The organism is Bacterioplanoides sp. (assembly GCF_965226395.1).
Classification (GTDB): domain Bacteria; phylum Pseudomonadota; class Gammaproteobacteria; order Pseudomonadales; family Oceanobacteraceae; genus Bacterioplanoides.
Genome location: NZ_OZ245358.1, coordinates 2190012 through 2213192, shown reverse-complemented (window position 1 = coordinate 2213192; position 23181 = coordinate 2190012). Strand labels below are relative to the sequence as shown.

Here is a 23181-nt window from a genome sequence, read left to right as displayed (position 1 = left end):
TAACTTATGGACATCAAACAACGGACGTTGCTGGAATCTGATTTATTTTCCAGACTCTGGCAAAACACGCCTGACAACATGTTTGTACTCAAAGTGCAGGGGGATGACTTTTTTCTCATTACCAGCAATATGGTGCAGCAGGAAAAAGCGGAGCTGGAAGGTCCTGGCTCGTTAGCCATGCCATTAAGAGAAATGCTGCCCCCCGACGTTTACGCCCCTATCGAGAAAAATTATCGCCGTTGTGTTGCTGAAAAAAAACCGATTGAATACTCCGAAGAAGAGGTGTTTACCAGTGGTGATGGCACACCCAATTACTGGAGCACAATTCTCAACCCGATGCTCGATAGCAACCATGAAGTCGACATTATTTTTGGTGTATCCCGCAATATCACCGAGCTGGTTCACACCCGCCAAAAGGCAGAAACCGCCGCACGGGAAGCCCGCCATGCCAGCCAGGTAAAAACCAATTTTCTGGCGAACATGAGTCATGAGCTGCGTACCCCACTAAATGGCATTAAAGGGGCATTGGAATTAATTCGTTCCAGTAACGATCCTGACGAAATCACTGAATTACTGCAGATTATTGAGCACTCGGCCGATGCCATGTCACGCCAGACCGAAGACCTGCTTGATTACTCCAAAACCGGTAGCAATACGCTGAAGCTGACGGAGCGGGTTTTCTCCCTGTCTGAATTATTAAAAGCCATTGAAGCACAGCTGCATCCGCTGGCTGAGCAACAAAACAATCGCCTGCAAATTCATATTGCTGATGAAATACCGGATAAGTTATGCGGCGATTGTGATCGTATTCAGCAAATCATTCTTAACCTGGGCAGCAATGCTAATAAATTCACCGAGCAGGGACGTGTTCAGATTGAGGTGTCGTTGCTCGGGATGCCATCGCAGGAAGTGTCACAACAACAAAACCGTTATCAGCTGCAGTTTGTCATTCGTGATAACGGTATTGGTATCAGTGCTGACGACATCGGTAAACTGTTTCAGCCTTTCAGTCAGCTGGATGATTCCACCACCCGCAAATTCACCGGCACAGGTCTGGGGTTGGCGATTTGTAAAAATCTGGTGGAAATGATGGGTGGCAGCATTACCGTCGACAGTCATCCCGGCCAGGGCTCCGCCTTTACATTTGATCTGTTGCTGACGCAGCCTCACTCCTGTGAGCTGGAATATCAGCAACCTGATGTCGAGCACACCCTGCATGGTAAGACGATTCTGTTGGTGGAAGACAACGCTACGAATCAGCTGATTGTCAGTAAAATGCTGAAAAAAGCCGGCGCGACTATTCAACTGGCTAATCATGGCCTCGAAGCGCTGGCATGTTGTCAGCAGCAACAATTTGATCTGATTCTGATGGATTGGCACATGCCACACATGGACGGCTTGCAAGCCACCCGTGAACTGCGCCAGATACCACAAACCTCTCAGGTTCCGATTATTGGCCTGACAGCCAATGTACTGGATCACGATCAGCAACAATGCCTCAGTGCCGGTATGAATGCCGTGATTACCAAACCCGTCAGCCGTGCTGAGCTGCTGACAACACTGGCCCGCTTTCTTGATCAAAGCGAACAAAGCTGAATAAATATACTTTCTCAACCACTTAGTCAGATTTTTGTTTTACACTAGCCACAAATATTCATAACTTTGTGGACTCCCCATGACTTACCCGCGCGATATGGTTGGCTATGGCCAACACACTCCTGACCCTCAATGGCCGAATGATTCATCGCTGAAACAATCCGGTCAGAGCAACGCCCGCATTGCCGTGCAGTTTGTGATCAACTACGAAGAAGGCGGTGAAAACTGCATTCTGCATGGTGATAAAGCGTCAGAAGCTTTCTTATCAGAGATTGTTGGCGCTCAGGCACTCGAAGGCGTGCGTCATATGAACATGGAGTCCGTCTACGAGTATGGCAGCCGGGCTGGTTTCTGGCGTCTGCACCGCATGTTCACCCAGCGTAATATGCCGGTGACTGTGTATGGCGTGGCAACGGCGCTGCAGCGGAACCCGGAAATTGTACAAGCCATGAAAGACGCCGATTGGGAAATTGCCTCCCATGGTCTGAAGTGGATTGATTACCAATACATCGACAAAGAGGTGGAGCGCGAGCATATCGCCGAAGCCATTCGTATTCATACCGAAGTGACCGGCGAGCGTCCGCAAGGCTGGTACACCGGTCGTATGAGCCCGAATACCCGCGATCTGGTGGTTGAAGCCGGTGGTTTCGCTTACGACAGCGATGCCTACGCTGATGATCTGCCGTACTGGAATCACGACTACGACGAACCACACCTGATTATCCCCTACACGCTCGACAGCAACGATATGCGCTTTGCCACCAATCAGGGCTTTAACTGCGGCGATCAGTTCTTCTCGTATCTGAAAGATTCGTTTGATGTGTTATACGCCGAAGGCAAAGAAGATCCGGCGGCGGCGAAAATGCTGAACATCGGCCTGCATTGTCGCTTAGTGGGTCGTCCTGGCCGTGCAGCCGCGCTGGCACGTTTCTTAGATTATGTGCAAAGCCATGAGGATGTGTGGGTTACCCGCCGTATCGACATCGCCAACCACTGGCGTAAGGTGCATCCACCTAAGGCGTAGCTGCTGTCTTATTCTCGAATTCCTTCCTTGCCGCCAGTGGAGCAATCCCTGGCGGCTTTTTTTATCACCGATAAAAATGAAGGATCAGGCTTTTTTACCCATCATTTTGGCCAGCATAGCGCAGCTTTTTTCGATAAAGGCTTCGTCTTTAGCGGCCATTACAGCAAAGACTTCCTGATTTTTCTGCTTTTTATTTTCTGCATAAATCCAGCGATTTTTCTTAAACTGTGCAGCAAATTCCAGCGCTCCGGCCTGCAGTGCATCATTATCATCAAACACCGCTTCAACCACTTGCTGCTCCAGCAATGTCTGCGCATCAACACGCTGACCTGTCATTGCCAGGCGATTAAAAAATTGTGGCGACATGGCCTGGTGAATTAACGGAATCATCGACGGCAGAAACGGTACCATGACATCCACTTCCGGAAAGCAGAAGTAGCCCCGGTCGCTTTTCATCAGACGGAAATCACAGGCACACGCCAGCACTGAGCCATTACCAAATACATGGCCGTTCATGGCGGCAATCAGTGGCACCGGGAAGGTCAGCATACGCTTAAAAATAGCGCCCATGCCGTTCATAAACTCAACGATTTGAGGAACCGTGGTAGTAGGTTGTGACACCCAGGTTAAGTCCACGCCCAGAGACCAATTCTTTTCGGCAGAAGAAGTCAGAATAACGGCAGTGATTTTCTGATCCTGCTCAACCGTATCCAGGCAGTTATTAAATGCCGTGATAAATTCCAGATTATGACGGTTCTCATCAGTATTCATTGAGATAACAGCAACCGTACCGTTTTTTTCTAATGTAATCATGTCACTCATTTCAAATGTCCAGCGTCCGTTTTTGCAAAAAATTTAAGGTATTCAACAATCAGTTTATGGGCCCAGGATGTTGCATTCAGCCCTTCATAATACGCACAGTGGCTGCCACGATCGGTTACAACCAACAGGATGTTTTCCATCTTGCTCATGGCCTCTTTATAGTCATGAACATTATCAATATGACACACCGGATCGTCTTTGGCATTCAACATTAAGGTTGGCACCGCAATATTCTCAAACGGCACCATCGGATTGGTGTCGGCCAGGTAACTGTCATAATCCGGATAACCACTCACTTCATAAAGGTGATCGTGGAGCTCATCCAGATCCGCGGCTTGTAATGCCTTTTGATAACTCGGCAAGGTGTCGAACCAGTCTTTGTTCGGATGCAAATAATTACGCGCCATTTTCTTTGCCATCAACCCGCTATAAGGCGCTTTAGCGCGGCTGAATGCCACCTCCATATTGTATCCCGGGCAATACCCCACCGCGGCTTTGATCGGAGTATTCTTGCCCGCCTCCCCTAAATAACGCGCCAGTACCCCAGAGCCTGCCGAGGTACCCACCGCATACAAAGGTGATTGAGGAAAACAGGATTCAATATGCTGCAACTGAATACGAAAATCTTCAGTACAGCCCATGGTGTTGTATTTCGCCGATGTCAGCGCTAAACCAGAATGGCCGCGACGCACACACAAAGCCACCCGCCAGCCAGCATGTTGATGAATATAACGTACAAAGTCACGCATGCTGTGGCCACTGCCGGAGATCGTGTGCAGTAATACCAAAGTGGGAGTTTCCGCTGGTAAGTCCAATCCCAGCCATTCCACCGCAATGGTGCCGTTATCGTCTGTGGTTAAGGTATCGAGTCGGTCATATTCCAGTTTTGGTGCCAGTGTTTTTTTCAGGCCCAGATAGATTAATTGCAAATGGGTATTAAACATCCAGGGCGTCACCCAGTAACGGCGGTTTAATATTTCGCTGCGCTGAAAATACTGATCATTTTCTGAGCCAGGATGACACATCACTTCCGGCTTGCGCACCACCTTGGTGTAATAATAAATCAAAAATATGGCTAATCCGGCCAACACAAGAAACATGACTGAACCCATCTCATTAGGAAAGCCTGCACGATAACCAACACTGATACCGGGTGTCCAGAACACAACTTCATTCGTGCGGAATTTTTATGAAAATCTTTTATTTTAATCGTGATAAATATCGCTCTTAAATATAAAAAATTTAATCAGCCTATTAATCAGAATCTATTAACGCCGATATTAATTTTTACTAACTGCCCTATATATTTTTTTCATGTTTGTTTGCGGAATTCTCTTTCTATACTGACTCGACCAATCAAAGTTCCACAGAGAACGCCTGACAGGACACACAACATGAAAAGATCCTTACTTGTAACCGCATTGGCTGTTGCCATCTCTCCGGCGGCCTCGTTTGCCGACGAAATCAGTAAACCCAAAAGTTCAGCGGGTGGCGGCCACGCCGGACAGTTTGAGGCCAAAACCAATAATTTCTGGTGGCCTGATCAATTAAATCTGGCTCCACTGCGTGACCACGATTCCCGCTCCAATCCTTATGGTGAAGATTTTGATTACGCCGAAGAATTCAAAAAGCTGGATCTGGATGCCGTTAAAGCCGATCTGAATGCGCTGCTAACCGATTCACAAGACTGGTGGCCAGCCGACTTCGGTAACTATGGTCCGTTCTTTATTCGCCTGGCGTGGCACAGCTCAGGTACCTACCGCACATTAGATGGCCGTGGTGGTGGTGACGGTGGTCAGATGCGTTTTGACCCATTAAACAGCTGGCCGGATAACGGCAACCTGGATAAAGCACGTCGTTTATTATGGCCAATTAAACAGAAGTACGGTCGCGCTCTGTCCTGGGGTGACCTGATGATTATGGCCGGTACCGTTGGTCTGGAAAACATGGGCTTTAAAACCTACGGCTTTGCCGGTGGTCGTGCCGATGACTGGGAACCGGATGTGGTTTACTGGGGTCCGGAAGTGGAAATGCTGGCCAGCGATCGTGAAGATCGTGACGGTAAATTGCAGCGCCCTCTGGGTGCGACCCACATGGGCCTGATTTACGTTAATCCGGAAGGTCCAAAAGGCAAACCAGACCCGGTTGGTTCGGCCAAAAATATTCGCATCGCCTTTGGCCGTATGGCAATGAACGATGAAGAAACCGTGGCGCTGGTCGCCGGTGGTCACACCTTCGGTAAAATGCACGGTGCCCGCAAGCCAGGTAAATGTCTGGGTGCTGAGCCAGGTGCTGCACCTATCGAAGCTCAGGGCTTAGGCTGGAAAAACAGCTGTGGTAAAGGCCATTCCGAAGACACCACCACCAGTGGTCTGGAAGGTGCCTGGACACAAGCACCGACTCAGTGGACCACACTGTACTTATCTAACCTGCTGAACAACGACTGGAAGCAGCAACGCAGTCCGGCGGGCGGCATGGTATGGGTACCTACCGATGAATCTCTGCATAAATCCGTACCGGATGCGCACATCAAAGGTAAGTACAACCCACCGGTCATGACCACCGCCGACCTGGCGCTGAAGTTTGATCCGGAATACCGCAAAATTTCTGAGCGCTTCCTGGCAAACCCGGAAGAGTACCGCTTAGCGTTCGCCAAAGCCTGGTACAAACTGACTCACCGTGATCTGGGCCCACGGGCACTGTATCTGGGTAACGATGTACCGGCCGAAGAATTAATCTGGCAAGACCCGACTCCCGCTGCCGACTATCAGGCGATTAACAGCAAAGACGTCAGCAAGCTGAAAAAAGCCATCAGCAAGTCTGGTTTAAGCAACGCTGAACTGATCAGCACTGCCTGGGCTTCAGCCGCCAGCTACCGTGACGGTGATAAGCGTGGTGGTACCAACGGTGCCCGTTTACGTCTGATGCCACAAAACGGTTGGGCGGTGAACAACCCGGCACAACTGAAAAAAGTACTGGCTGAGCTGGAAGACATTCAAACAGGATTCAACAAGAAGTCTGGCAAGCGCCAGGTTTCCATGGCTGACCTGATTGTATTGGCAGGTGCTACCGGTATCGAAAACGCAGCGAAAAAAGCCGGTCATTCGGTGACGGTTCCTTTTGCTCCGGGTCGTACTGATGCGTCTCAGGCACAAACGGATAAAACATCATTTGCTCTGTTAGAGCCAAAAGCCGATGCCTTCCGTAACTACTTCGACAAGCAGCGTAACTACCGTTCACCAACCGAAATGATGGTGGATAAAGCGGATCAGCTGGATCTGAGTGTGCCTGAAATGACCGTACTGGTGGGTGGTATGCGTGTACTGGAAGCCAATGCTGATGGCTCCGATCACGGTGTACTGACTCAGCGTAAAGGCGCTCTGACCAACGACTTCTTCGTGAACCTGCTGGATATGTCCACCCAGTGGAACAAAGCCAAAGGTCAGGAAGGTATCTACGAAGGTCGTGATCGTAAATCTGGCAAACTGCAGTGGACTGCCACTCCGGTTGACCTGATTTTCGGTTCTAACTCTGAACTGCGTGCCATTGCTGAAGTGTATGCTTCTGACGATGCCAAAGAGATGTTTGTTCAGGACTTTGTGAATGCCTGGGTCAAAGTGATGCGTCAGGGTCGTACCGATCTGAACTAACGCGCAACATTTGACTCTGAGTTAACGTTCAAATCCTTCTTTGCCACCCATAACCTGTTATGGGTGGCTTTTTTATGTCGATATTCGCGCTTATCAATCATCCTGACTCTGAACAAATCGTTTAAATGACGGATCAGTAAAACGCCACGCTCTCGTGCCATAGGCATTGCCCTCTCACAAACACTGTATATAAAGACAGTTAAAATATCGAAAAAATACAAGTTACTGACAGTAATGGCGCGATAAACTGCCACCAATGCTCGTTTGCACTGGTCATTCATGGAAATGTATAAGAAAATCAATGTCCTGTTAGTTATACCAATGACAATACGAGACCCCGTTAGCAGATATACTAGGCATGCTCGTTTACATGGATGAGAAGATCAGCCTTATGGAAGTTTCCAATGAAAATTCAATCAGCTATAAGAATATTCGAGGCTCGGGCGTTCTGTGCAAACGCGCATGCGCACAATTAAAATGTTATAAGTTAAGAGAACGATGAGCATTTATTTAATAATTATTGGTACAGCGATTATTTGTTACACCCTGGCTGCGTACTTTTTTGGTCTGCCTCAACTTTCAGACTTTCTCCCTGTTGGTTTCTTTTCTGAAAGACCGGAAGGACAGTTTCTTAAAGTTGTTTCCACAGAAAGCCCAGACAAAGGTCCTTGGCTTGTATTTATGTTAGGTGTGGCTTTTGTACTATTGGGGCTGGGCATCAAGTATGTATCGCAAAACTAGGCCGCTACTTATAACAAGCGCAGGCACTATTGCCCACTTCGTGGGCTGGACTCGTCGCTGCGCTCCTCGCCCGTGCTGCGGGCGTTAAGGTTTCCATATATATGATCAGGAGCATACTATTTGGCGTTTCTTCAGCAGTCTTTCTCGGTGTTTTAAGCTACGTTTTCATACTAGTTGGGTCGTTTATATCATCTGTATATGGTGCCGAAGTACTTGGGTTAATATTGGCTATCCCTGGCTATATAGTTATAGCTCCAGGTCTATTATGCGTTGGGCTTATTGATTATTTTCCCATGTATTTAATTTTCCCAAGTGGCGGTGCATCTGGAGTGTTTGGCAGTATCTTATTATTTGCCATTTTATTTTGGTCAGTATTGCTTAGTTTTATATCGTGTAAGCGGTGCTGGTCGTACAAAACCTTAACAAGGTGGTGTAGTCGTCTTCGGCTGGGACGCGCTAAAGCGCGCCCCTAACCACGGCGTTAAATGGCAAGGATATGTCAGAGATAGAGTTTAAATCAGTTCCAAACGAAGAGATTGAAAGTCTTAAAATGGCTTTCGACTATATCTCTAGTAGTAAATCAGATGGTAGCTTTAATGAAGATGCGCTGGCTAAAGTAATGGGGGCAAAAGTTACTAACTACTTTGTAAATCCAGCCAAAGAAGAAGCAGATGAAATGCTAAAGCAATGGAAAGCAAATCCAAATGCAGAGTTGCCTTGGGACTTCGGCTCGTGGTTCGATACTATAGAAAGCGCAGAGCTCATTTATCTAGGTTTGGATATAGATCAAAATGGTAATGGAAAGTTGCTGTTTGAACAGCTTGCTTGCCCAAGTGGTGGCCTGGATGCAAGCGAGCAAATAATCAAAGCCTTTGGCGGTGAGGTAACATCCAACAATGGCATTTAACAAGGTTGGGCATTTCGCCTTCGGCTGGACCTCCAAACCGCTACGCGGTTTTCCAGCACATGCCAACGGCGTTATAGCTTAAAGGAACTGAGATGACCGGCACTTACGATTGGAATCCCATGCCTCACAAAGTAGAGATTAAATGCCCTGCTTGTGGTGGGCATTGCGTTTTCGAGTTTGCTGAGGTCGTCAAAATTACACTGAAAAAAGATGTTCCATTTTTCGAGCAAAGTGACATCTTTGAATACTCAACGTTTAAAGATAGTTGTGGCCACAAATGGTACGGCGCCATCTATTACGCTAATTTGCACGGTGGCTCGATTAACGCTATTACTAGCTTACCTGACGGTTATTCCCCCGAAAATTGGTCTCACTCTAAGTACTTAACCAGAAGTCATGGCCTCGATCTTGGAGCATTTTTTTGTAGCCATTGCCAAACAAGAAAACCGTATATCCTTCAATGGCCTCAAGATGCTTATTATTCATTCAGCTATAAAGGTGAAGTGCTTTGGGCTTTTAATCGCGAGTCGGCAGTAGACCTTCGTGATTACATTGCATCCAATGAAAGAAAAACCGAAAAATTTAAGTGGGCTAGCTTTCTGTTGCATATTCCAACTGTGTTTAAAAAACAGAATGCCCGCGATAATATCGTTAAACAAATAAACAAGGTTCTTGCCTAAATATGGCTATAACAAAGCCAGCCAGCATCGCCCCTACGGGGCTGGACCTCGTTTCACTCGGCCGCTGCTAGCGGCGTTATTTCCCAAGGAAGATTATGAGTAAGTTATTTAGTCTTATGTTGTTAGCGGTTCTATCTCTACCTGCTTTAAGCAAAGAATATAAATGCGGAGATGCTATTTTTAATATCGAAACAGTGGGTGAGTACGAAAGCTCTAGGCTTCATATACAAGCAAGGAGTAACGGGCGAGAAACTTCTTTGTGGAAGCACAGTATCGATTACACTAATTTTTTATGTGTAAAGAATAAGAGAAACCAATTTAAAGCTCTTATTAACGCTCGCTGCGGTGGTAGAAGCTGCTCTGAATCAAACTATACCATTATCGATCCTAGAACTTTGATGGTGGAGTTAGTGCCTTTTTTAAGACGTGACAACTTAAATCTCACCGAAGAAATACTGGGTGTAGAAGTACCTAAAATAAAATAACAAATAGTTGGTGAACGTCCCACAACAAAAGCATTTTAGTAATGGAGAGATCGATGCCATTTAAATTATCTGAGGAACAATTAGCCCATACTGAAGCAGAGCTTGGAACAAAGTTGCCTCACGAATATCGCGAAGCAATGAAATTGGATAATGGCGGCGAAGCATCAACAGAAGAAGATGACTGGGAGTTCTATCCAATTAAAGATGCGTCAGATAGAAAGAGGCTTTCCCGCACTTGCAATCATATCATCAATGAAACGGAGGCATGCAAAGACATTGGCAATTTTCCAAATGAGGCATTAGCAATTGCAAACAATGGTTTAGGAGATCAAATGGTATTCATCAGGGAGTCAGGGCAATTTAAAAATACAGTGTATCTATGGCTCCATGAAACAGGTGAGCTTCAAGAATTAGCAACCACATTCAATGCAATTGAAAAGCTATAACAAGCGACTGTCAGATCAGGTCTGAACTAATACAAATGAATATTGAAAGAAAACCTCTCTATATTGTGAAGCTATATGGCTTTCTATTCTTTTCTTTTGGCATATTCGGCCTTGGCTCTCACGCTTACGCTGGTTCCCTTCCTGGCATAGGTGGTTTGATCTTTGTCTTTATGATGACAGCGTTGCATCTAGTTATTGGACTAGGCCTTATGAAGAGTGACAGAATTGGTTTGCTTCTACTGCGTTTCTATCTAAGAGTGTTTAGCCTTGCTTACCCGATAGGCACAAAGATATCCAAAAAATCACTCGCGTATTTAGAGGATAATAATATTGACCAGTATTTCAAATAGAAACTCATTAACAATAGGCTCAAAGTTTTGGACAGCGCAGTGCACCGCTCCCTAGCCTAGGAGTTAGACCAATCCGAAACAGAGTTCAGATGCGTCTCAGGCACAAACGGATAAAACATCCTTTGCCCTGTTATAGCCCAAAGCCGATTTTTGATGATCATAACCTTATAAATTTTGTTGTCGTTTCTGGCGGAGAAAATACTTAAAATAAAGAAATCCATAACGAGGCATACTTATGTTCTCCTTCCTTAAGCCAGACTCCATCAAAAAATTACAAAAGCAATACGACGCCAAGCTGGAACAAGCCATGAAGGCTCAGCGTAATGGCGATATTCGCGGCTATTCTGAAATCACCGCAGAAGCGGAAAAGTTGTATCAAGAGATACAGGGCCTGCGGAAAGCCTGAACATCCCCCTTAGTGTTCTGCTTACGGTAACGTGATTTTGTATCCACATAACGTAGATTTGTGCACTGCCCTCAGGGCTGAGCAAGCCTATGATGACATCACTACCTGAACAGATCATTTCACAAAGGGGTGAATGTATGACTATCGAAAGAGTAACGTTTAAATCATTTGGCGTTGATTTGGTGGGTGATCTGTACCTGCCTGATAATTTTGACGCCAATAAAAAATACAAAGCCATTGTGGGTGCCAGCCCGTTTCCACAAGTGAAAGAACAAGTGCTCGGCACTTATGGCCCGGAAATGGCGAAGCGTGGTTTTGTTTTTCTGGCATTTGACTATCTGGGTATGGGTGACTCACCAGCGCTGCCAGGTGAACATAAGCAATCCCGCTATATGTTCCGCCTGATTGAAAACACCTGGGACGCGGTTTCTTATTTAGGCACCCTGCCTTATGTTGAAGAAATTTATGGTTTGGGCGTTTGTCAGGGGGGCTCAATCATCGCTTCGGCATCCGTCACTGATCACCGCATCAAAAAACTGGCAACTGTTTCAGGCATGATGGCGGCTGATGGCTTCCAATGGCTGGGACAGGAAGTAACAAACCCGATGATTGCGGCAGCAAATACTTCTGCCCAAGCCATGTATGAAAGTGGCGAACCTGACTATGTTGCCCCGTTCGGCCTGAATGACGAGCAATCAGAAGACGAATTTGTCGCAACGGCTGCCTTCCCGGAAATGGCGCGAGAGACCTACAGCTACTACGGCAGAGATGGTGTTAAGGGCCCTAAGGCGGTAGAAAATTTCAGCAACATTCATATCGGTGATCAGCCAATGCAATCGCTGTTCTCCCTGTGTGAACACTATGCCGACAAAATCGTTCAACCCACTCTGGTGGTTTACGGCCAGGATGCACCCACTGCAATCTGCTCAACCGCCTTTATCGACAAGCTAACCAACAACCCGGAAGTGCTGGCTGTTGCTGGATTCAGCCATGTTGATTTTTATCACAAGCCCGAAGCCGTCAAGGTATCTACGGATGCGGTCGCAGAGTTTTTCAATCAATAATGACTGAATTTATAGTCCTCCTGACTTATAAAGTCTCCGGACTCGGCTCAGGCCACTGAATCATCAGCGGCGATCATTTCACAAACAGCCCGGGCAAATTCCACACCTGAGTCTTCCTGTAAAAAGTGTCCGCCTTTCAGGATGACATGGTTTTGTCCGTTACAGCCCGGCACACGCTTCTGAAAGACTTTTTCGCCGCCACGCATAATCGGATCACCACTGCTGAAGGTCGTTAAAAAAGGCTGATGCCATTGCTCCAGCGATTGCCAGGCGTTGCGATTACCTTCCGCTTCCGGCATATCGTGTTTTACCGGTACCAAGCGTGGAAAGGCCCGGGTGCCCGCCTTGTATTTACCCGAGGGAAAAGGCGCATCATAAGCGGCAACCTCAGCGTCTGATAATGTCCGTCTGGTGCCAGCATTGATTATTTTTCCAATCGGGAACCAGGGGCTGAACAAAGCAAAGTTTTTCCAGACCTTAAACGCTTTGGGTACTTTTAAGTCACCGGTCGGCAACATGCTATTACCAACCGCAATACGCTTAAAGCGATCAGAATGATCAGCCGCTAAGCGTAAACCAAGCAAGCCTCCCCAATCCTGACAAACTAATGTGATTTGGTTGAGATCCAATGCCTCAACCAGGCTCCAGACCCAATCTAAATGACTGCGATAAGAGTAATCCGATATTTTGCCGGGTTTATCAGATTTACCAAAACCAATTAAATCCGGGGCAATTACCCGGTAGCCCTGCTCAACACAAACAGGAATCATAAAACGATACAAATAAGACCAGGAAGGTTCACCATGTAACATGAGGATAACCTGACCATCACGCGGGCCTTCATCAACATAGTGCATCCGCAGTTGATCGGTAATCTGACAGTAGTTAGGCGCAAAGGGGTAATCGGGCAGGTTCTCAAACCTATGCTCAGGGGTGCGCAATACCTTCATCGTTTTATCCTTACTATTATCTTTATTGTTGTTCATTTAAGGCCTTACAAAAAGGCAAACCAAAAGCGCCCCATCACCACCGATTCCCGGCAAGTGAAGAAGAGCTTTTGTCTTTATATCAACAAAAATAAGATTGCGGCAATGACTATGTCATGGAATGCAGGCCAAACACATTACCTTCGGTGTCTTTGGCCATCACAATAAAACCGTGCTCACCAATAGAGAATTTCGAACGCTCCACCTGCCCACCGGCAGCAACCACCCGTGATTCCTGCTGAGCACAATCGTCACAAGAGAAATACACCAGCACACTGTTCTGCCCTACCGGGGCATCAGTCATCTTCACCAAGGCACCTGCCGCACTATAACTTTCCATATCGGATGGGAATAACTTCAATTCCATCGTTGGGTCATCAGCACCCTGCATATTTTCCAAAGTGCAACCCAATACGGTTTCATAAAACTGCTGAGCACGGGCCATATCCGCTACATTAATTTCAAACCAGCCAACTGGATTCATCATCGTCATACTCCTGTATTTAATCCCTCTTGATTGAGGTCGTAATTAAAGTACTCCTCTCCTACTGACAGCATGGTGTCAGTAGTGTTGCGATAGGCTATATTTTTGTTTCCAACATCAGGGGAAGGCAGATGCGCCGCGCGGACCGATTAATCAAAATGGTGAACTTTCTCAGAAGCCGACGCCGGGCCGTGACTGCCAGCCGGATCGCTGATGAGTTTGGCATTTGCACCCGTACCGTATACCGCGATATTCAGGATCTGATGGATGCGGGCACGCCGATATCCGGCGAAGCGGGTGTGGGTTATGTGATCAATCCGGACTATTACCTGCCGCCCATCACCTTTGATCAGGATGAGTTGGAAGCCCTTACGCTGGGCATCAGCATGGTACGCCAGTGGACCGATGATCGTTTTGCTGAGAAAGCGCTGAACGCTTTGGAAAAAATACAGACCGCCTTACCCTCGCAAATACGCAGCGAGCTGGAGCAAGTCACCACCTATGCTCTGCCCAGCGATAACAGACCGCCCTGGACGGTGAGCTTTTCTGACGTGCGTGAATGCATTCGTAAACAACAGAAAATACAGATTGAATATTCGGATGGCGAACGGCAATTCAGCGAGCGAGTTATTCGGCCACTTGCCCTGATGTTTTTCAGCCCGGTGTGGATATTGGCCGCCTGGTGCGAAAAACGTGAGGATTTCCGTCATTTCCGGATGGATCGTATTCACAATATGCAGGTGTTGGAGCAAGGCTTTGACGATGATGACGACAAGGGATTAAGTGCGTATTTAATTCGGGAAGAAGAGTGCTATCGGCACAGGGGTTAGTGGTGACGATTCAGGGTGCTGCATCCCATGAAAACCAATAAAGTCAGCAACCCAGTAGCTATAGGTCTTTTCTGTTCTTATGCTGTAGCCGCGCATTCTAAGGCTTTGCCTTAACTCCGATAAAAACTGACTCTTTGCCATAACCTCAGCCCTCCCAAAAAAACTGTATATAAAAACAGTATAAGTATCGAGAAAACACAAGTAGTTGACAGGAATGGCACGATAAATTGTCACCAATGCTCGTTTGCACTGGTCATTCAGAGAAATCTGTAGGAGAATCAAAGTCTTGTTGGTTATATCAATGGAAATAATGAGATCTCGTTATCAGATATAACAGGCATGCTCGTTTACATGGATGAGAAAATAAGCCTTATGGAAATTTCCACTGAAAATTCAATTAGTTATAAGAATGTTCGAAATTCGGGCGTTCCGTGCAAACGCGCATGCGCACAATTAAAATGTTAAATGCCAAGGATTTCTAATCAACAATGCCTAAAGATCCAAACGATTTTTCTGAACCAACCAAAACAAAAGTTTTAAAAAGAGCCGGATATACATGCTCATTTCCCAAATGTGACCTCAGATTAGTAGGACCTCACTCAGATGCTGATGGCAAAGGAACAGTTTCAACTAGCGAAGTTTCACATATCAGGGGGGCAAGACCCGCTGAGAATAATAGGTACGATGTCAACATGACTCCTGAGCAACGCAGTCATCACTCCAATGCCATAGCTCTTTGTCGAACTCACGGAAAGCTAATAGATTCCGATGAAGAGACTTATCATTATAAGTTGCTACATGAATGGAAAGTTGCGCATGAAGAAAAAATTAGGCTTATGCAGTCGGGTGAATATGTCCCTGATGATGAAATAAATAAACCTTATGACAAATGCACTGACGAAGAGCTCAAAGAGGACAGGTCACACCGATTTCAGCTAATTGAAAATGAACAGAGAAATAAACAAGAGTTTTGTAAAAAATTAGCAATATTACCCATTAGTACAGCTTTAATTTTAGCTGTTATGCACTTCATTTTTGACTATTTTCATTTATTTATGATCCCTGCTGGGTTAATTTTTATTGGAGTGCCGGTGAAGCTAATAATGGATACTCTTGAAAAAGATAATGAATTCCAAGTAAGGCAAAGACTTTCAATTAAAGAAATTAATTATCGCCTGAAAGAACGTGGTGTAGAGTAGTAGAAATGGCATTTAACAAGTCGTTTAAAAGGACAAAAACAGTTGGCTTGTGCTCCTTCGTCGCTAATTTTAGCCTCTTAACGAGGCGTTAGTTGAGTAGTATCTATGAATGAAGAATCAAACTTGAAGACTGAAAATCATTGGCTTTATAGAATTCTTGGTGGTGATCTGCTGTGGGACCACTTCGATAAGTATTTTTTGAAAATCGCATTTTTCACTCTAATTGGGCTTCAGGTTCTTACAAATATCTTTGTGCAGACAGCACTCGTGAGTACTCTGGCGATTTTCTTGCTGACGATTCTTCTATTTAAGAACCAGGCTGTATCAGACTTTGCATTTAAAGAAGGTTCCAGTGCGAAGAATGTAAAGGAACTAATAGGTTTTATAAGCGTGATGACTGCTATTGGTGTCGTTGCTGAGACCATAAAAATCATCAACTAACAAAGCTAGCCAGTCTGGACGCTGATCTTTCCCCGATAAAACGGACACCGAAATCTAATTAAGATTGAGGTGTCCAATGCCAAAGTACAACAACCCTAGAAAGACCTGGCAATATTCCAACGAGTTTAAAGTAAAAGCCGTTCAGTTGAGTTTGATCTCAGGTATTCAGGTTCAAGAAGTAGCTAATACGCTCGACATTCATCCGTTCATGCTGTCACGATGGCGGAAAGAATATCGTGAAGGAAAGATCGTGGCAGACAAACGTAAAAAGTTGACAGATGCAGCAAGCCAGCAAGAAAAAGAGTTGTCGAAAGTGAAAAAGCTTGAAGCCGAGAATAAAAAGTTGAAGCAGGAGCTTGATCTGTTAAAAAAGTGGCAACGGTTTCTTGCGGAGGAACATCAGCAAGATATCGATTCATCAAGAAGTTCGGGAAAGAGCTAGGCATTAAACGAACCTGCGAATGGCTTGGTGTATCAAGGAGTGGCTATTACGACTGGTTAAATCGTAAGCCCTCTACGCGAGATCGAAGAGATGATCAGCTTAAAGGCTTAATCAGAAAAATATGGAATCAAAGCGAAGGCCGATATGGAAGCCCACGCATCTGGAAAGCACTGTATAAACAGGGCATCAGTGTTAGCAAGAAGCGTATAGCTCGGCTTATGAGCAATATGGGCCTCATTGCCAGAGTCACAAGGGTAACGTACCGAGCACCAGGTATGAGACGTTTTCTGGCTTCTGGAGGAAACCTCCGACCAGATGGTGAAGTTCCTGAGCGAAAAAATAAAGTGTGGGTTGCTGACGTAATGTATCTCAAGGTTAAAAATAATTGGCATTACTTGTCTGTGATCATGGACCTCTACTCACGAAGAATTATTGGCTGGAGCCTGGATACGAAGAGGACAACCGCCGTCACTCGAAGAACGCTGATCAATGCGATACGTAAGCGAAAACCATCAGAATCACTGATGCTGCATACTGATCGTGGTGTTGAATATAGAGGTGCAGAGTATCAAAAAGAGCTGAGACGGCATGGTATTGAACATAGTCTAAGCAGGCCTGGGAAATGTACGGACAACGCACATATGGAGTCATTTTTTCATTCATTGAAAGCCGAGTTGATACGCAAGACAGAATTTAAAACGACAGAAGAGTTAAAGTATTCTTTAGCTCGTTATATTAATGACTTTTACAACAGAAAACGGCTGCATTCGGGTATCAATTACTGTTCACCAATGGAATATGAACGAATAGCAGCATGAAAAGTAATGTGTCCGTTTTATCGGGGCAAGATCACGCACTTCGTGCGCCCCTGCTTGCAGGCGTTAAGCATATAAAATCAAGGACAGATATATGAACAAAGTAGAATGTAAAAAGTGCGGCCAAAGTTGTGTTCCAAGGCTATGGAATTATAAACCTGCATTATCCGATTTCTGGATTATTAATCTGCGTTACATGAAATCTCAGCATTTGTGCCCATTTTGTGGTGTGTGCATGTATGAGAGTGGCGGTGAGTTAACTCTTATAGGCAAACTATTCATATTTTTCGTTTTAATCCCTTTACCAATAATGGTTACAATCGACGATCATAATTTCCCTATATGGTCATATATTGCTTACTGCTCGCTTGTAGCGCCATTTGTTTGGTTCAAAAAAACAAGGGAAATAATTAGGAACTATAGAAATGCTTAACAAGGCCATCTTGCATCGCCCAGCCAAAAAAACGGCTGGGCTAGACCTCACTTCGTTCGGCCGCAAATGCGGCGTTATATTTTTAAGTGAGTAGCATGCAAATTCTTCAATCCCCATTCGTCATTGTCCCTTTAGTGCTGTTTTTAGGCTTTTGTAGTGTCATAGCACCTATGCTTTTACCGTTTTATATAAAGGATGAGTATAAAGACCATTTTGAAAGTAAAGTTGAGGTATGGCAGACGCCGTATTTGTATCAGTCGAAGTGGTTTAAGTCTAAAGGTGTTGTCTTACAAAGAATGGCTTTAGCTATCTGGATACCAGCAATTTTGCTAGCAATCTATTTCTGGCTATCTGGTGGCTTCGAAGGAGTCGATATAAAAATCCCCCAAATATAACAATGCGCTCAACCTATGGACGCAGTAAACTGCGCCGTTTAGCATGAGCGTTAATGCAAAACTATGTCAGATTGGATTGAAGTTATATTAGATAAAGAGACTTCATCCTCTTTCGAGATTGAAGAGGTTTTTTATCACTGGGGCGATGAGAGCTTTAAGCAAGACTCAATCGTTAAAGTTTCTGGAGAAACCATCGGAAAAGTAATTAATCCAGATTCAGAAGCGAAGTTTTTCTTGTTGAAGCCCAATACAAACAACTATTGGGGATTAACCATTTCGTTTGATGGGGTGGCCTTAGAAGTTGAAAAACTGGTAGTAAATGAAATCATAATCTTAGTATCAAATGCTAGCGAATGGCAGGTAGCATATGAAAGTGCTTCACGTCCGGCTTTTCACGTGAGTGGTGGTGATATTGCAGAGCTTAAAAAAGAACTGTTTCGTACATTCGATGCAGTGCATTAACAAAGCCAGCCAGAGAGACGCAGAAAACTGCGCCCCTGCTGGCAGGCGTTACATGGTTTGATATGGATGTATTGGCCGAAGTTGAATTTTTAAAGATCGACCGATCTAAATACGAATTTAAGTACATCAATGGATGCTGGCCATTCATAACTTATCCAGCATTGAACGGGATAGCTGGTTGCATGTTATTGCTAGATAATGAGGCTTTTGATGGTGATGTCGTAGAACTAGAGATTAAGTTTTATGATAAATCGATCCATGAAGGAAAAATCCGAGAAGGAGATTTATTTGATTTGTACGTCGGGACTACACATATTGCTAAAGGTCGATTTACAATTATCATGTAACAAAAGGCTCAAGACAATGGACGGCACAGAGTGCCCCTTAGCCTAGTCGTTATGCATTAAAGCTATGAAAAAGTGTTTACTCCTATCATTAATTTTTATTTCTCAGTCACTTTTTTCGCAAGAGCAAAAAGCCCTTTGGGTATGGCAAGGAAATACTAGTGAGCATACTTTCTCAATCACGCTTTCAAAAAGTGAAAATGGTTATAGTGGCACATATTGCGCAATAGGCATGGCTGGGAGGAGAACAGATTGCTCAGCTAATTCGGCAGAAACTTTCAGTACTGCACTTTCCGGTGAAATTTTTGAGTTTAAAACAAATTATAGTCGCGCATTGGGTACGGCGAGCATCACGTTAATAGGCGAGGAACTACACTGGGAAATCATAAAGGCGCCCAATGGCGAACATTATGCGCCCAAAGAGGCACTGCTAAAGAGGCACCAATAATGCTTAACAAGGGCAGGCAAAATCGTTCCGCTGTGCTCCACTGGACTGCCTTCGGCAGCCTTTGCTGCCGGCGTTAAGCGGTAAATAGATGCAAATAAAGTCATCACATAGTGGAAACTATATTGAGTTCGATAGTTATAACGTAGATCGAGCGATGTATTTCATGATTACTGCAAGGCTAGGGCAGTGATCTTTCCCCGATAAAACGGACACCGAAGTCTAATTAAGATTGAGGTGTCCAATGCCGAAGTACAATAACTCTAAATTAAGGTGTATTTATTACCAATGTGCCCTCTAGAATAGCGGGGCCCGCACCTTGCTGTTCAACAGTTGCTCTCCCCAGTAAATCACAGCTACTGGCAGAGCACGCTCCCCCTCCTAATTCTGCGGTTCCTTCACTATCCGTCACATAAAGCCACATTTTTGTGATAGGCGTATTGCTGTCAATCGGAGCATTAAACCAAATAGCTGCCGAATATCCCACGGCAGGGATGCGATCCGAAATATCATTTTTCGTCCACGTTTTGCTACCAAATTTCACCGATAAAGATTCAATACTACTGGCTGAATAGCCATACAGCGTTTCAGAGAAAGATGGTGTGGCTGCATTAACAGGCATTTCGATAGCCACAGGATTGTCATTAAATTCCATTTCAAGGCTCAGTGTCTGTACACCTGATACACCAAACACAGCTTGTCCCTGAGTATCGATTTGTGCCTGAGCCTGAACAGCCGGTGCAACCTGTGCTTCCAGCTGCCAAAGCTCTCCAGCAGAGCAGGCATCATAAGTCCCTGGAAAGGCATCACTCAGATATTTCCCAGTCGCAAGGTTTTTAATACAGTAACCACCTGTTGCAGGCTGCTCAGTAAAGAGCCATTTTTCGGTAAAACCACAGGTATCTTTCAGGTGCGGTTCCGTGCCTGAAATATACTGGTTGTGGTATTCATTCTTAATACAGAATTCACCACTTTCCACCGCCACAGCCAAAGGGCTGCTGACCAAGGACAATAAAGCGAGAGAAGATAAGTAGTTAGACTTCATACGTGCTCCTGAAAATGAAGATTGCTTAAGTGCACGTCTGAGTTTAGAAACCAATTAATCCGAGACTTTCCCCATAGTCTCAAGTTTGTTACTTCTGTGTCTCAATAAGGCCTACTTACGGAATTACAAACTTACAAGTTCATCAACCACTCTCGAAATTCCGGATAGTGTGCCTTAAGGGGCTTTCCTTTCAATCGACTGGCATGATTAGAAACATGAAACTTCGCCCTTCCATCAACCACCCGAGAAGGCGGCATATCAAACTGTTCTCGAAATGAGCGAGAAAAATGAGGCAACGATCTAAAGCCAAAGCGATATGCCAAGCGCCCAATCTCCACATCCGCATTACTGAGTAATATCTTATAGATCTTCTGTAAGCGTCGTTGTTTGATGTACTTTTTTAAACCACCATACACTGAGAACCATCGATACAAGGTTGCTCTTGAACAAGCAAACTGCTGGCAAATAAAGGATTCTTCAATGTTTTCCGGCTTGTCTAAATTATTCTCAATATATGACAGTACATTATTGATTCGGAGTTGCCTGAATTCAGAATTTTTATCCGGCTTCTGCAAATTAAATAACTCCAAAGCGCTGCGAAGCAGGTTTTTGATAATCAAGTAGGCACTGGCAGATTCTAGTGAAGATAAACTCTGCCAAAAAAGTAAAAGTTGTTGCCCCAAAAGACTGACACTTGGGTCGGTCGGCGACAAAACAGAGCCTGATAGTGGCAGATTCGTATCATGAAACGAGCACAAAGGAACCACAAATGTCAGCACTGTAGAAGGCTCGGTTTGTGTCACCAGCTCATAGCGCATATCCAAAAAAGAAATGGAACCAGGTGATACATGAGTTACTTCACCATTCACCAACCCTCGATATCCTCCTCGGGTATACATCTGCAACAGAAAACAATTGGATTCAGACTTAGCCATATATTTTCTATCCAAATGGTAATTCAGCGCATCAAACTCCGTTTTAGCACAAACGATATCATCAACTAAAAATAGTGTCGCCCGACCGCTGAAGCCATCAGTTATTTCAGGCTGCTCTGCTAAAAAGAGCGGGGATAAGCTCTCTTTCCAAACTTCGTATTGAATATCTGGTTCATAGAGACTTGTGACTAAATGAGAAACGGGAAGGCTCATAACAATTCCATGTTCTTATCTGTAATGGGGTACTTACCCCGATAGCTTTGACATCTAAAGACAACGATCTTTAAAAATACTTAGTTCTATTCCAGAGAATTCGGAATCTACAACAAACAAGCCTCAGCAAATGCCAACTCAGCCGCACTGCACTTAATCTGGCTGAGCATCATTGGTTGATCTGCTTGCTCTGCATGTTTCAACTCAATCAGCATTGCCATTTTCTGAATAAGCAGATCATCTAATATCGAGCAAAGCGCTGCATCACACTGAACAGTCTGATCGTTATATAGCTGATAAATATTCTCCGATAACTTCACAAAGCGTTCAGATTCTGATACCGAAATATCAAAAACTGTTTCTGCAGGTTCCTTAGTTTTGCTAAGCACTTCAACCAAAGAGTACGCACGACCAGAGCTATCCGCTGGCGGGGTTTCGACCGCCTCAACAGCCACTTTCAGTTGATAGTTATATCCGGGTTGATATTCAAACCCCTGGATGGAGCTATAAAAATAACGCCATTCATCATCAGGACTATTGCGTACTCTCAAACAGAGATAGGTAGCAACACCAGTGCATTCACTCTTATGGTGATCAACAAAGAGTGTCTGGGTATCCTCCACTTGAGCCGACCGATCGGATCCGGAAGAGCTAGAGCCTGAGCCACAGCCGACCAAAAACGTGATCAACACCAGAAGATATAACAACATAAAATTCATAATCTAATCCTTGATTTAATACAAAGCATCCTGAGGTTTTTATCAGAGGCATTAATCTGAAAGATAATAAGCCACGGTTGAAACGACACGTACTTTCTTAATATGCGGATTGTTGTTGTCTCGGTCGTTGATACTAAACCGGCCTTGAGATGCATTTTTTATTTTTCCTAGGCGGCTCTTAGAATCCGAAGCAAACTTCTCAGCAACTTCCCGGGCTTTCTGAGTAGCTTCTTCAATCATTTCAGGTTTCACTTCATTCAATCGGGTGAAGATATACTCTGTTTTCGTATCATAATCACTGCCGGTAAAAACGATACCTTGCCTCCCTAAATCAGACATCTGCCCCATTACTTGCTGAACGGATTTAATGTTTTCAGAATAAACCGTGACCGTTTGAGTCGCCGTATATCTGAACTCAGACGCAGAGTGATCACCATACTGTTGTGCCGCTTTATCGGTTATGGCTGGCGCAGAATAAGATATCTCTTCCGCTGCGATTCCCGCTTCCTCAAGAAAGGATCGGATTCTTTTGCTATTGCGATCAATCCGTTGGTAGATTTCTTCCAGGTTATTACTGGCAACGCTGAACTGAATTGGCCAGATAACGATATCGGCGTTGTACTCCCTTTCAGACAGCCCTTTTACCGTCACCGTCCTTTCGTATTCCTTAAACCGAATGGCAGAATCACCGAGGATATAGCCTAATGATGACAGCCCGACGATTAAACAAATACCGATTACTGTCGAGCTTCTGGTGCTACTTGTAGTCATAAATATTCTCCATAAAAACTAGGTGGCCAAACCAGGTGGACAGTCACCTTA

General features: G+C 45.0%; 27 protein-coding genes. 18 read left to right on the top strand and 9 right to left on the bottom strand.

What is annotated here, in order from left to right:
- Positions 1–6: 6 nt before the first annotated feature.
- Both ACO05E_RS10185 and puuE read left to right on the top strand, forming a co-directional pair.
- Positions 7–1596 (top strand): ATP-binding protein, encoded by a 1590-nt coding sequence (locus ACO05E_RS10185; RefSeq protein ID WP_419812823.1) that lies wholly within the window; start codon positions 7–9, stop codon positions 1594–1596.
- A 79-nt stretch (positions 1597–1675) separates the two neighbouring features.
- On the top strand, positions 1676–2620 hold the full coding sequence (puuE, locus tag ACO05E_RS10180) for an allantoinase PuuE (protein ID WP_419812822.1): 945 nt from the start codon (positions 1676–1678) through the stop codon (positions 2618–2620).
- A gap of 84 nt (positions 2621–2704) precedes the next feature.
- On the opposite strand, the gene ACO05E_RS10175 is transcribed toward puuE, so the two are convergent.
- Together ACO05E_RS10175 and ACO05E_RS10170 are read right to left on the bottom strand one after the other, a co-directional pair.
- On the bottom strand, positions 2705–3442 hold the full coding sequence (locus tag ACO05E_RS10175; protein ID WP_419812821.1) for an enoyl-CoA hydratase/isomerase family protein: 738 nt from the start codon (positions 3440–3442) through the stop codon (positions 2705–2707).
- Entirely contained in the window at positions 3439–4608 is a 1170-nt protein-coding gene (locus ACO05E_RS10170) for a YheT family hydrolase (RefSeq protein ID WP_419812820.1), read from the bottom strand. The genes ACO05E_RS10175 and ACO05E_RS10170 overlap by 4 nt, the downstream gene beginning before the upstream one ends.
- A gap of 228 nt (positions 4609–4836) precedes the next feature.
- Between ACO05E_RS10170 and katG the strand changes: the two genes are divergently transcribed.
- The 8 genes from katG (at position 4837) to ACO05E_RS10130 (ending at position 12171) form a co-directional block, all read left to right on the top strand.
- Positions 4837–7092, top strand: a complete 2256-nt coding sequence (katG, locus tag ACO05E_RS10165) for a catalase/peroxidase HPI (RefSeq protein ID WP_419812819.1) — start codon at positions 4837–4839, stop codon at positions 7090–7092.
- A gap of 498 nt (positions 7093–7590) precedes the next feature.
- On the top strand, positions 7591–7833 hold the full coding sequence (locus ACO05E_RS10160; protein WP_419812818.1) for a hypothetical protein: 243 nt from the start codon (positions 7591–7593) through the stop codon (positions 7831–7833).
- 496 nt (positions 7834–8329) lie between these two features.
- A complete protein-coding gene (locus ACO05E_RS10155) occupies positions 8330–8740 on the top strand; it encodes a hypothetical protein (protein ID WP_419812817.1) in 411 nt (136 codons plus the stop codon).
- A 92-nt stretch (positions 8741–8832) separates the two neighbouring features.
- Positions 8833–9420, top strand: a complete 588-nt coding sequence (locus tag ACO05E_RS10150) for a hypothetical protein (RefSeq protein WP_419812816.1) — start codon at positions 8833–8835, stop codon at positions 9418–9420.
- A 95-nt stretch (positions 9421–9515) separates the two neighbouring features.
- Positions 9516–9905, top strand: a complete 390-nt coding sequence (locus ACO05E_RS10145) for a hypothetical protein (RefSeq protein WP_419812815.1) — start codon at positions 9516–9518, stop codon at positions 9903–9905.
- 53 nt (positions 9906–9958) lie between these two features.
- Entirely contained in the window at positions 9959–10351 is a 393-nt protein-coding gene (locus ACO05E_RS10140) for an SMI1/KNR4 family protein (RefSeq protein ID WP_419812814.1), read from the top strand.
- 585 nt (positions 10352–10936) lie between these two features.
- Positions 10937–11107, top strand: coding sequence for a DUF6435 family protein (locus ACO05E_RS10135; protein WP_419812813.1), 171 nt, complete (start codon positions 10937–10939; stop codon positions 11105–11107).
- 137 nt (positions 11108–11244) lie between these two features.
- Positions 11245–12171, top strand: a complete 927-nt coding sequence (locus ACO05E_RS10130) for an alpha/beta hydrolase (protein WP_419812812.1) — start codon at positions 11245–11247, stop codon at positions 12169–12171.
- 47 nt (positions 12172–12218) lie between these two features.
- Here the strand turns inward: ACO05E_RS10130 and ACO05E_RS10125 are convergent, their stop codons facing one another.
- Positions 12219–13121, bottom strand: a complete 903-nt coding sequence (locus tag ACO05E_RS10125) for a haloalkane dehalogenase (protein ID WP_419812811.1) — start codon at positions 13119–13121, stop codon at positions 12219–12221.
- 145 nt (positions 13122–13266) lie between these two features.
- Positions 13267–13644 (bottom strand): VOC family protein, encoded by a 378-nt coding sequence (locus tag ACO05E_RS10120; protein WP_419812810.1) that lies wholly within the window; start codon positions 13642–13644, stop codon positions 13267–13269.
- 128 nt (positions 13645–13772) lie between these two features.
- Between ACO05E_RS10120 and ACO05E_RS10115 the strand changes: the two genes are divergently transcribed.
- The gene (locus ACO05E_RS10115; RefSeq protein WP_419812809.1) at positions 13773–14471 is read left to right on the top strand and encodes a helix-turn-helix transcriptional regulator; all 699 of its coding nucleotides are present in this window, start codon (positions 13773–13775) and stop codon (positions 14469–14471) included.
- Here the strand turns inward: ACO05E_RS10115 and ACO05E_RS10110 are convergent.
- Complete coding sequence (locus ACO05E_RS10110; RefSeq protein ID WP_419812808.1) at positions 14433–14612, bottom strand: phage integrase N-terminal SAM-like domain-containing protein; 180 nt, start codon at positions 14610–14612, stop codon at positions 14433–14435. The genes ACO05E_RS10115 and ACO05E_RS10110 overlap by 39 nt on opposite strands.
- Positions 14613–14959: 347 nt before the next feature.
- On the opposite strand from ACO05E_RS10110, the gene ACO05E_RS10105 reads away from it, so the two are divergent.
- The 7 genes from ACO05E_RS10105 (at position 14960) to ACO05E_RS10075 (ending at position 19450) form a co-directional block, all read left to right on the top strand.
- A complete protein-coding gene (locus ACO05E_RS10105) occupies positions 14960–15670 on the top strand; it encodes a hypothetical protein (RefSeq protein WP_419812807.1) in 711 nt (236 codons plus the stop codon).
- Positions 15671–15775: 105 nt separating this feature from the next.
- The gene (locus ACO05E_RS10100; RefSeq protein ID WP_419812806.1) at positions 15776–16111 is read left to right on the top strand and encodes a hypothetical protein; all 336 of its coding nucleotides are present in this window, start codon (positions 15776–15778) and stop codon (positions 16109–16111) included.
- Positions 16112–16187: 76 nt separating this feature from the next.
- A protein-coding gene (locus tag ACO05E_RS10095) for an IS3 family transposase (RefSeq protein ID WP_419812805.1) occupies positions 16188–17371 on the top strand; the annotation gives its coding sequence in 2 pieces (ribosomal slippage) (positions 16188–16470 and positions 16470–17371; 1185 coding nt in all).
- A gap of 525 nt (positions 17372–17896) precedes the next feature.
- Complete coding sequence (locus tag ACO05E_RS10090; protein WP_419812804.1) at positions 17897–18196, top strand: hypothetical protein; 300 nt, start codon at positions 17897–17899, stop codon at positions 18194–18196.
- 63 nt (positions 18197–18259) lie between these two features.
- A complete protein-coding gene (locus ACO05E_RS10085) occupies positions 18260–18658 on the top strand; it encodes a hypothetical protein (RefSeq protein WP_419812803.1) in 399 nt (132 codons plus the stop codon).
- Positions 18659–18720: 62 nt separating this feature from the next.
- The gene (locus ACO05E_RS10080; RefSeq protein ID WP_419812802.1) at positions 18721–19005 is read left to right on the top strand and encodes a hypothetical protein; all 285 of its coding nucleotides are present in this window, start codon (positions 18721–18723) and stop codon (positions 19003–19005) included.
- 64 nt (positions 19006–19069) lie between these two features.
- Entirely contained in the window at positions 19070–19450 is a 381-nt protein-coding gene (locus ACO05E_RS10075) for a hypothetical protein (RefSeq protein WP_419812801.1), read from the top strand.
- Between the two features lie 265 nt (positions 19451–19715).
- Here ACO05E_RS10075 and ACO05E_RS10070 read toward each other — a convergent pair whose 3' ends face one another.
- The 4 genes from ACO05E_RS10070 to ACO05E_RS10055 form a co-directional block, all read right to left on the bottom strand.
- The gene (locus tag ACO05E_RS10070) at positions 19716–20492 is read right to left on the bottom strand and encodes a hypothetical protein (protein ID WP_419812800.1); all 777 of its coding nucleotides are present in this window, start codon (positions 20490–20492) and stop codon (positions 19716–19718) included.
- 131 nt (positions 20493–20623) lie between these two features.
- Positions 20624–21640 carry a helix-turn-helix transcriptional regulator gene (locus tag ACO05E_RS10065; RefSeq protein ID WP_419812799.1) on the bottom strand — a complete coding sequence of 339 codons (1017 nt, stop codon included), beginning with the start codon at positions 21638–21640 and terminating at the stop codon, positions 20624–20626.
- Positions 21641–21747: 107 nt separating this feature from the next.
- Complete coding sequence (locus tag ACO05E_RS10060) at positions 21748–22359, bottom strand: DUF4377 domain-containing protein (RefSeq protein ID WP_419812798.1); 612 nt, start codon at positions 22357–22359, stop codon at positions 21748–21750.
- A gap of 51 nt (positions 22360–22410) precedes the next feature.
- Positions 22411–23130 (bottom strand): SIMPL domain-containing protein, encoded by a 720-nt coding sequence (locus ACO05E_RS10055; protein WP_419812797.1) that lies wholly within the window; start codon positions 23128–23130, stop codon positions 22411–22413.
- Positions 23131–23181 lie beyond the last annotated feature (51 nt).

What these genes read in the sequence shown, in the direction of transcription:
- ACO05E_RS10135 (WP_419812813.1), top strand. Translation starts at nt 10,937, where the DNA reads ATGTTCTCCTTCCTTAAGCCAGACTCCATCAAAAAATTACAAAAGCAA.
- ACO05E_RS10130 (WP_419812812.1), top strand. Translation starts at nt 11,245, where the DNA reads ATGACTATCGAAAGAGTAACGTTTAAATCATTTGGCGTTGATTTGGTG.
- ACO05E_RS10155 (WP_419812817.1), top strand. Translation starts at nt 8,330, where the DNA reads ATGTCAGAGATAGAGTTTAAATCAGTTCCAAACGAAGAGATTGAAAGT.
- ACO05E_RS10105 (WP_419812807.1), top strand. Translation starts at nt 14,960, where the DNA reads ATGCCTAAAGATCCAAACGATTTTTCTGAACCAACCAAAACAAAAGTT.
- ACO05E_RS10115 (WP_419812809.1), top strand. Translation starts at nt 13,773, where the DNA reads ATGCGCCGCGCGGACCGATTAATCAAAATGGTGAACTTTCTCAGAAGC.
- ACO05E_RS10080 (WP_419812802.1), top strand. Translation starts at nt 18,721, where the DNA reads ATGGATGTATTGGCCGAAGTTGAATTTTTAAAGATCGACCGATCTAAA.
- ACO05E_RS10070 (WP_419812800.1), bottom strand. Translation starts at nt 20,492, where the DNA reads ATGAAGTCTAACTACTTATCTTCTCTCGCTTTATTGTCCTTGGTCAGC.
- ACO05E_RS10055 (WP_419812797.1), bottom strand. Translation starts at nt 23,130, where the DNA reads ATGACTACAAGTAGCACCAGAAGCTCGACAGTAATCGGTATTTGTTTA.
- ACO05E_RS10100 (WP_419812806.1), top strand. Translation starts at nt 15,776, where the DNA reads ATGAATGAAGAATCAAACTTGAAGACTGAAAATCATTGGCTTTATAGA.
- ACO05E_RS10085 (WP_419812803.1), top strand. Translation starts at nt 18,260, where the DNA reads ATGTCAGATTGGATTGAAGTTATATTAGATAAAGAGACTTCATCCTCT.
- ACO05E_RS10150 (WP_419812816.1), top strand. Translation starts at nt 8,833, where the DNA reads ATGACCGGCACTTACGATTGGAATCCCATGCCTCACAAAGTAGAGATT.
- ACO05E_RS10125 (WP_419812811.1), bottom strand. Translation starts at nt 13,121, where the DNA reads ATGAAGGTATTGCGCACCCCTGAGCATAGGTTTGAGAACCTGCCCGAT.
- ACO05E_RS10160 (WP_419812818.1), top strand. Translation starts at nt 7,591, where the DNA reads ATGAGCATTTATTTAATAATTATTGGTACAGCGATTATTTGTTACACC.
- ACO05E_RS10065 (WP_419812799.1), bottom strand. Translation starts at nt 21,640, where the DNA reads ATGAGCCTTCCCGTTTCTCATTTAGTCACAAGTCTCTATGAACCAGAT.
- ACO05E_RS10185 (WP_419812823.1), top strand. Translation starts at nt 7, where the DNA reads ATGGACATCAAACAACGGACGTTGCTGGAATCTGATTTATTTTCCAGA.
- ACO05E_RS10060 (WP_419812798.1), bottom strand. Translation starts at nt 22,359, where the DNA reads ATGAATTTTATGTTGTTATATCTTCTGGTGTTGATCACGTTTTTGGTC.
- ACO05E_RS10120 (WP_419812810.1), bottom strand. Translation starts at nt 13,644, where the DNA reads ATGATGAATCCAGTTGGCTGGTTTGAAATTAATGTAGCGGATATGGCC.
- ACO05E_RS10175 (WP_419812821.1), bottom strand. Translation starts at nt 3,442, where the DNA reads ATGAGTGACATGATTACATTAGAAAAAAACGGTACGGTTGCTGTTATC.
- ACO05E_RS10110 (WP_419812808.1), bottom strand. Translation starts at nt 14,612, where the DNA reads ATGGCAAAGAGTCAGTTTTTATCGGAGTTAAGGCAAAGCCTTAGAATG.
- ACO05E_RS10145 (WP_419812815.1), top strand. Translation starts at nt 9,516, where the DNA reads ATGAGTAAGTTATTTAGTCTTATGTTGTTAGCGGTTCTATCTCTACCT.
- ACO05E_RS10075 (WP_419812801.1), top strand. Translation starts at nt 19,070, where the DNA reads ATGAAAAAGTGTTTACTCCTATCATTAATTTTTATTTCTCAGTCACTT.
- katG (WP_419812819.1), top strand. Translation starts at nt 4,837, where the DNA reads ATGAAAAGATCCTTACTTGTAACCGCATTGGCTGTTGCCATCTCTCCG.
- ACO05E_RS10140 (WP_419812814.1), top strand. Translation starts at nt 9,959, where the DNA reads ATGCCATTTAAATTATCTGAGGAACAATTAGCCCATACTGAAGCAGAG.
- puuE (WP_419812822.1), top strand. Translation starts at nt 1,676, where the DNA reads ATGACTTACCCGCGCGATATGGTTGGCTATGGCCAACACACTCCTGAC.
- ACO05E_RS10090 (WP_419812804.1), top strand. Translation starts at nt 17,897, where the DNA reads ATGCAAATTCTTCAATCCCCATTCGTCATTGTCCCTTTAGTGCTGTTT.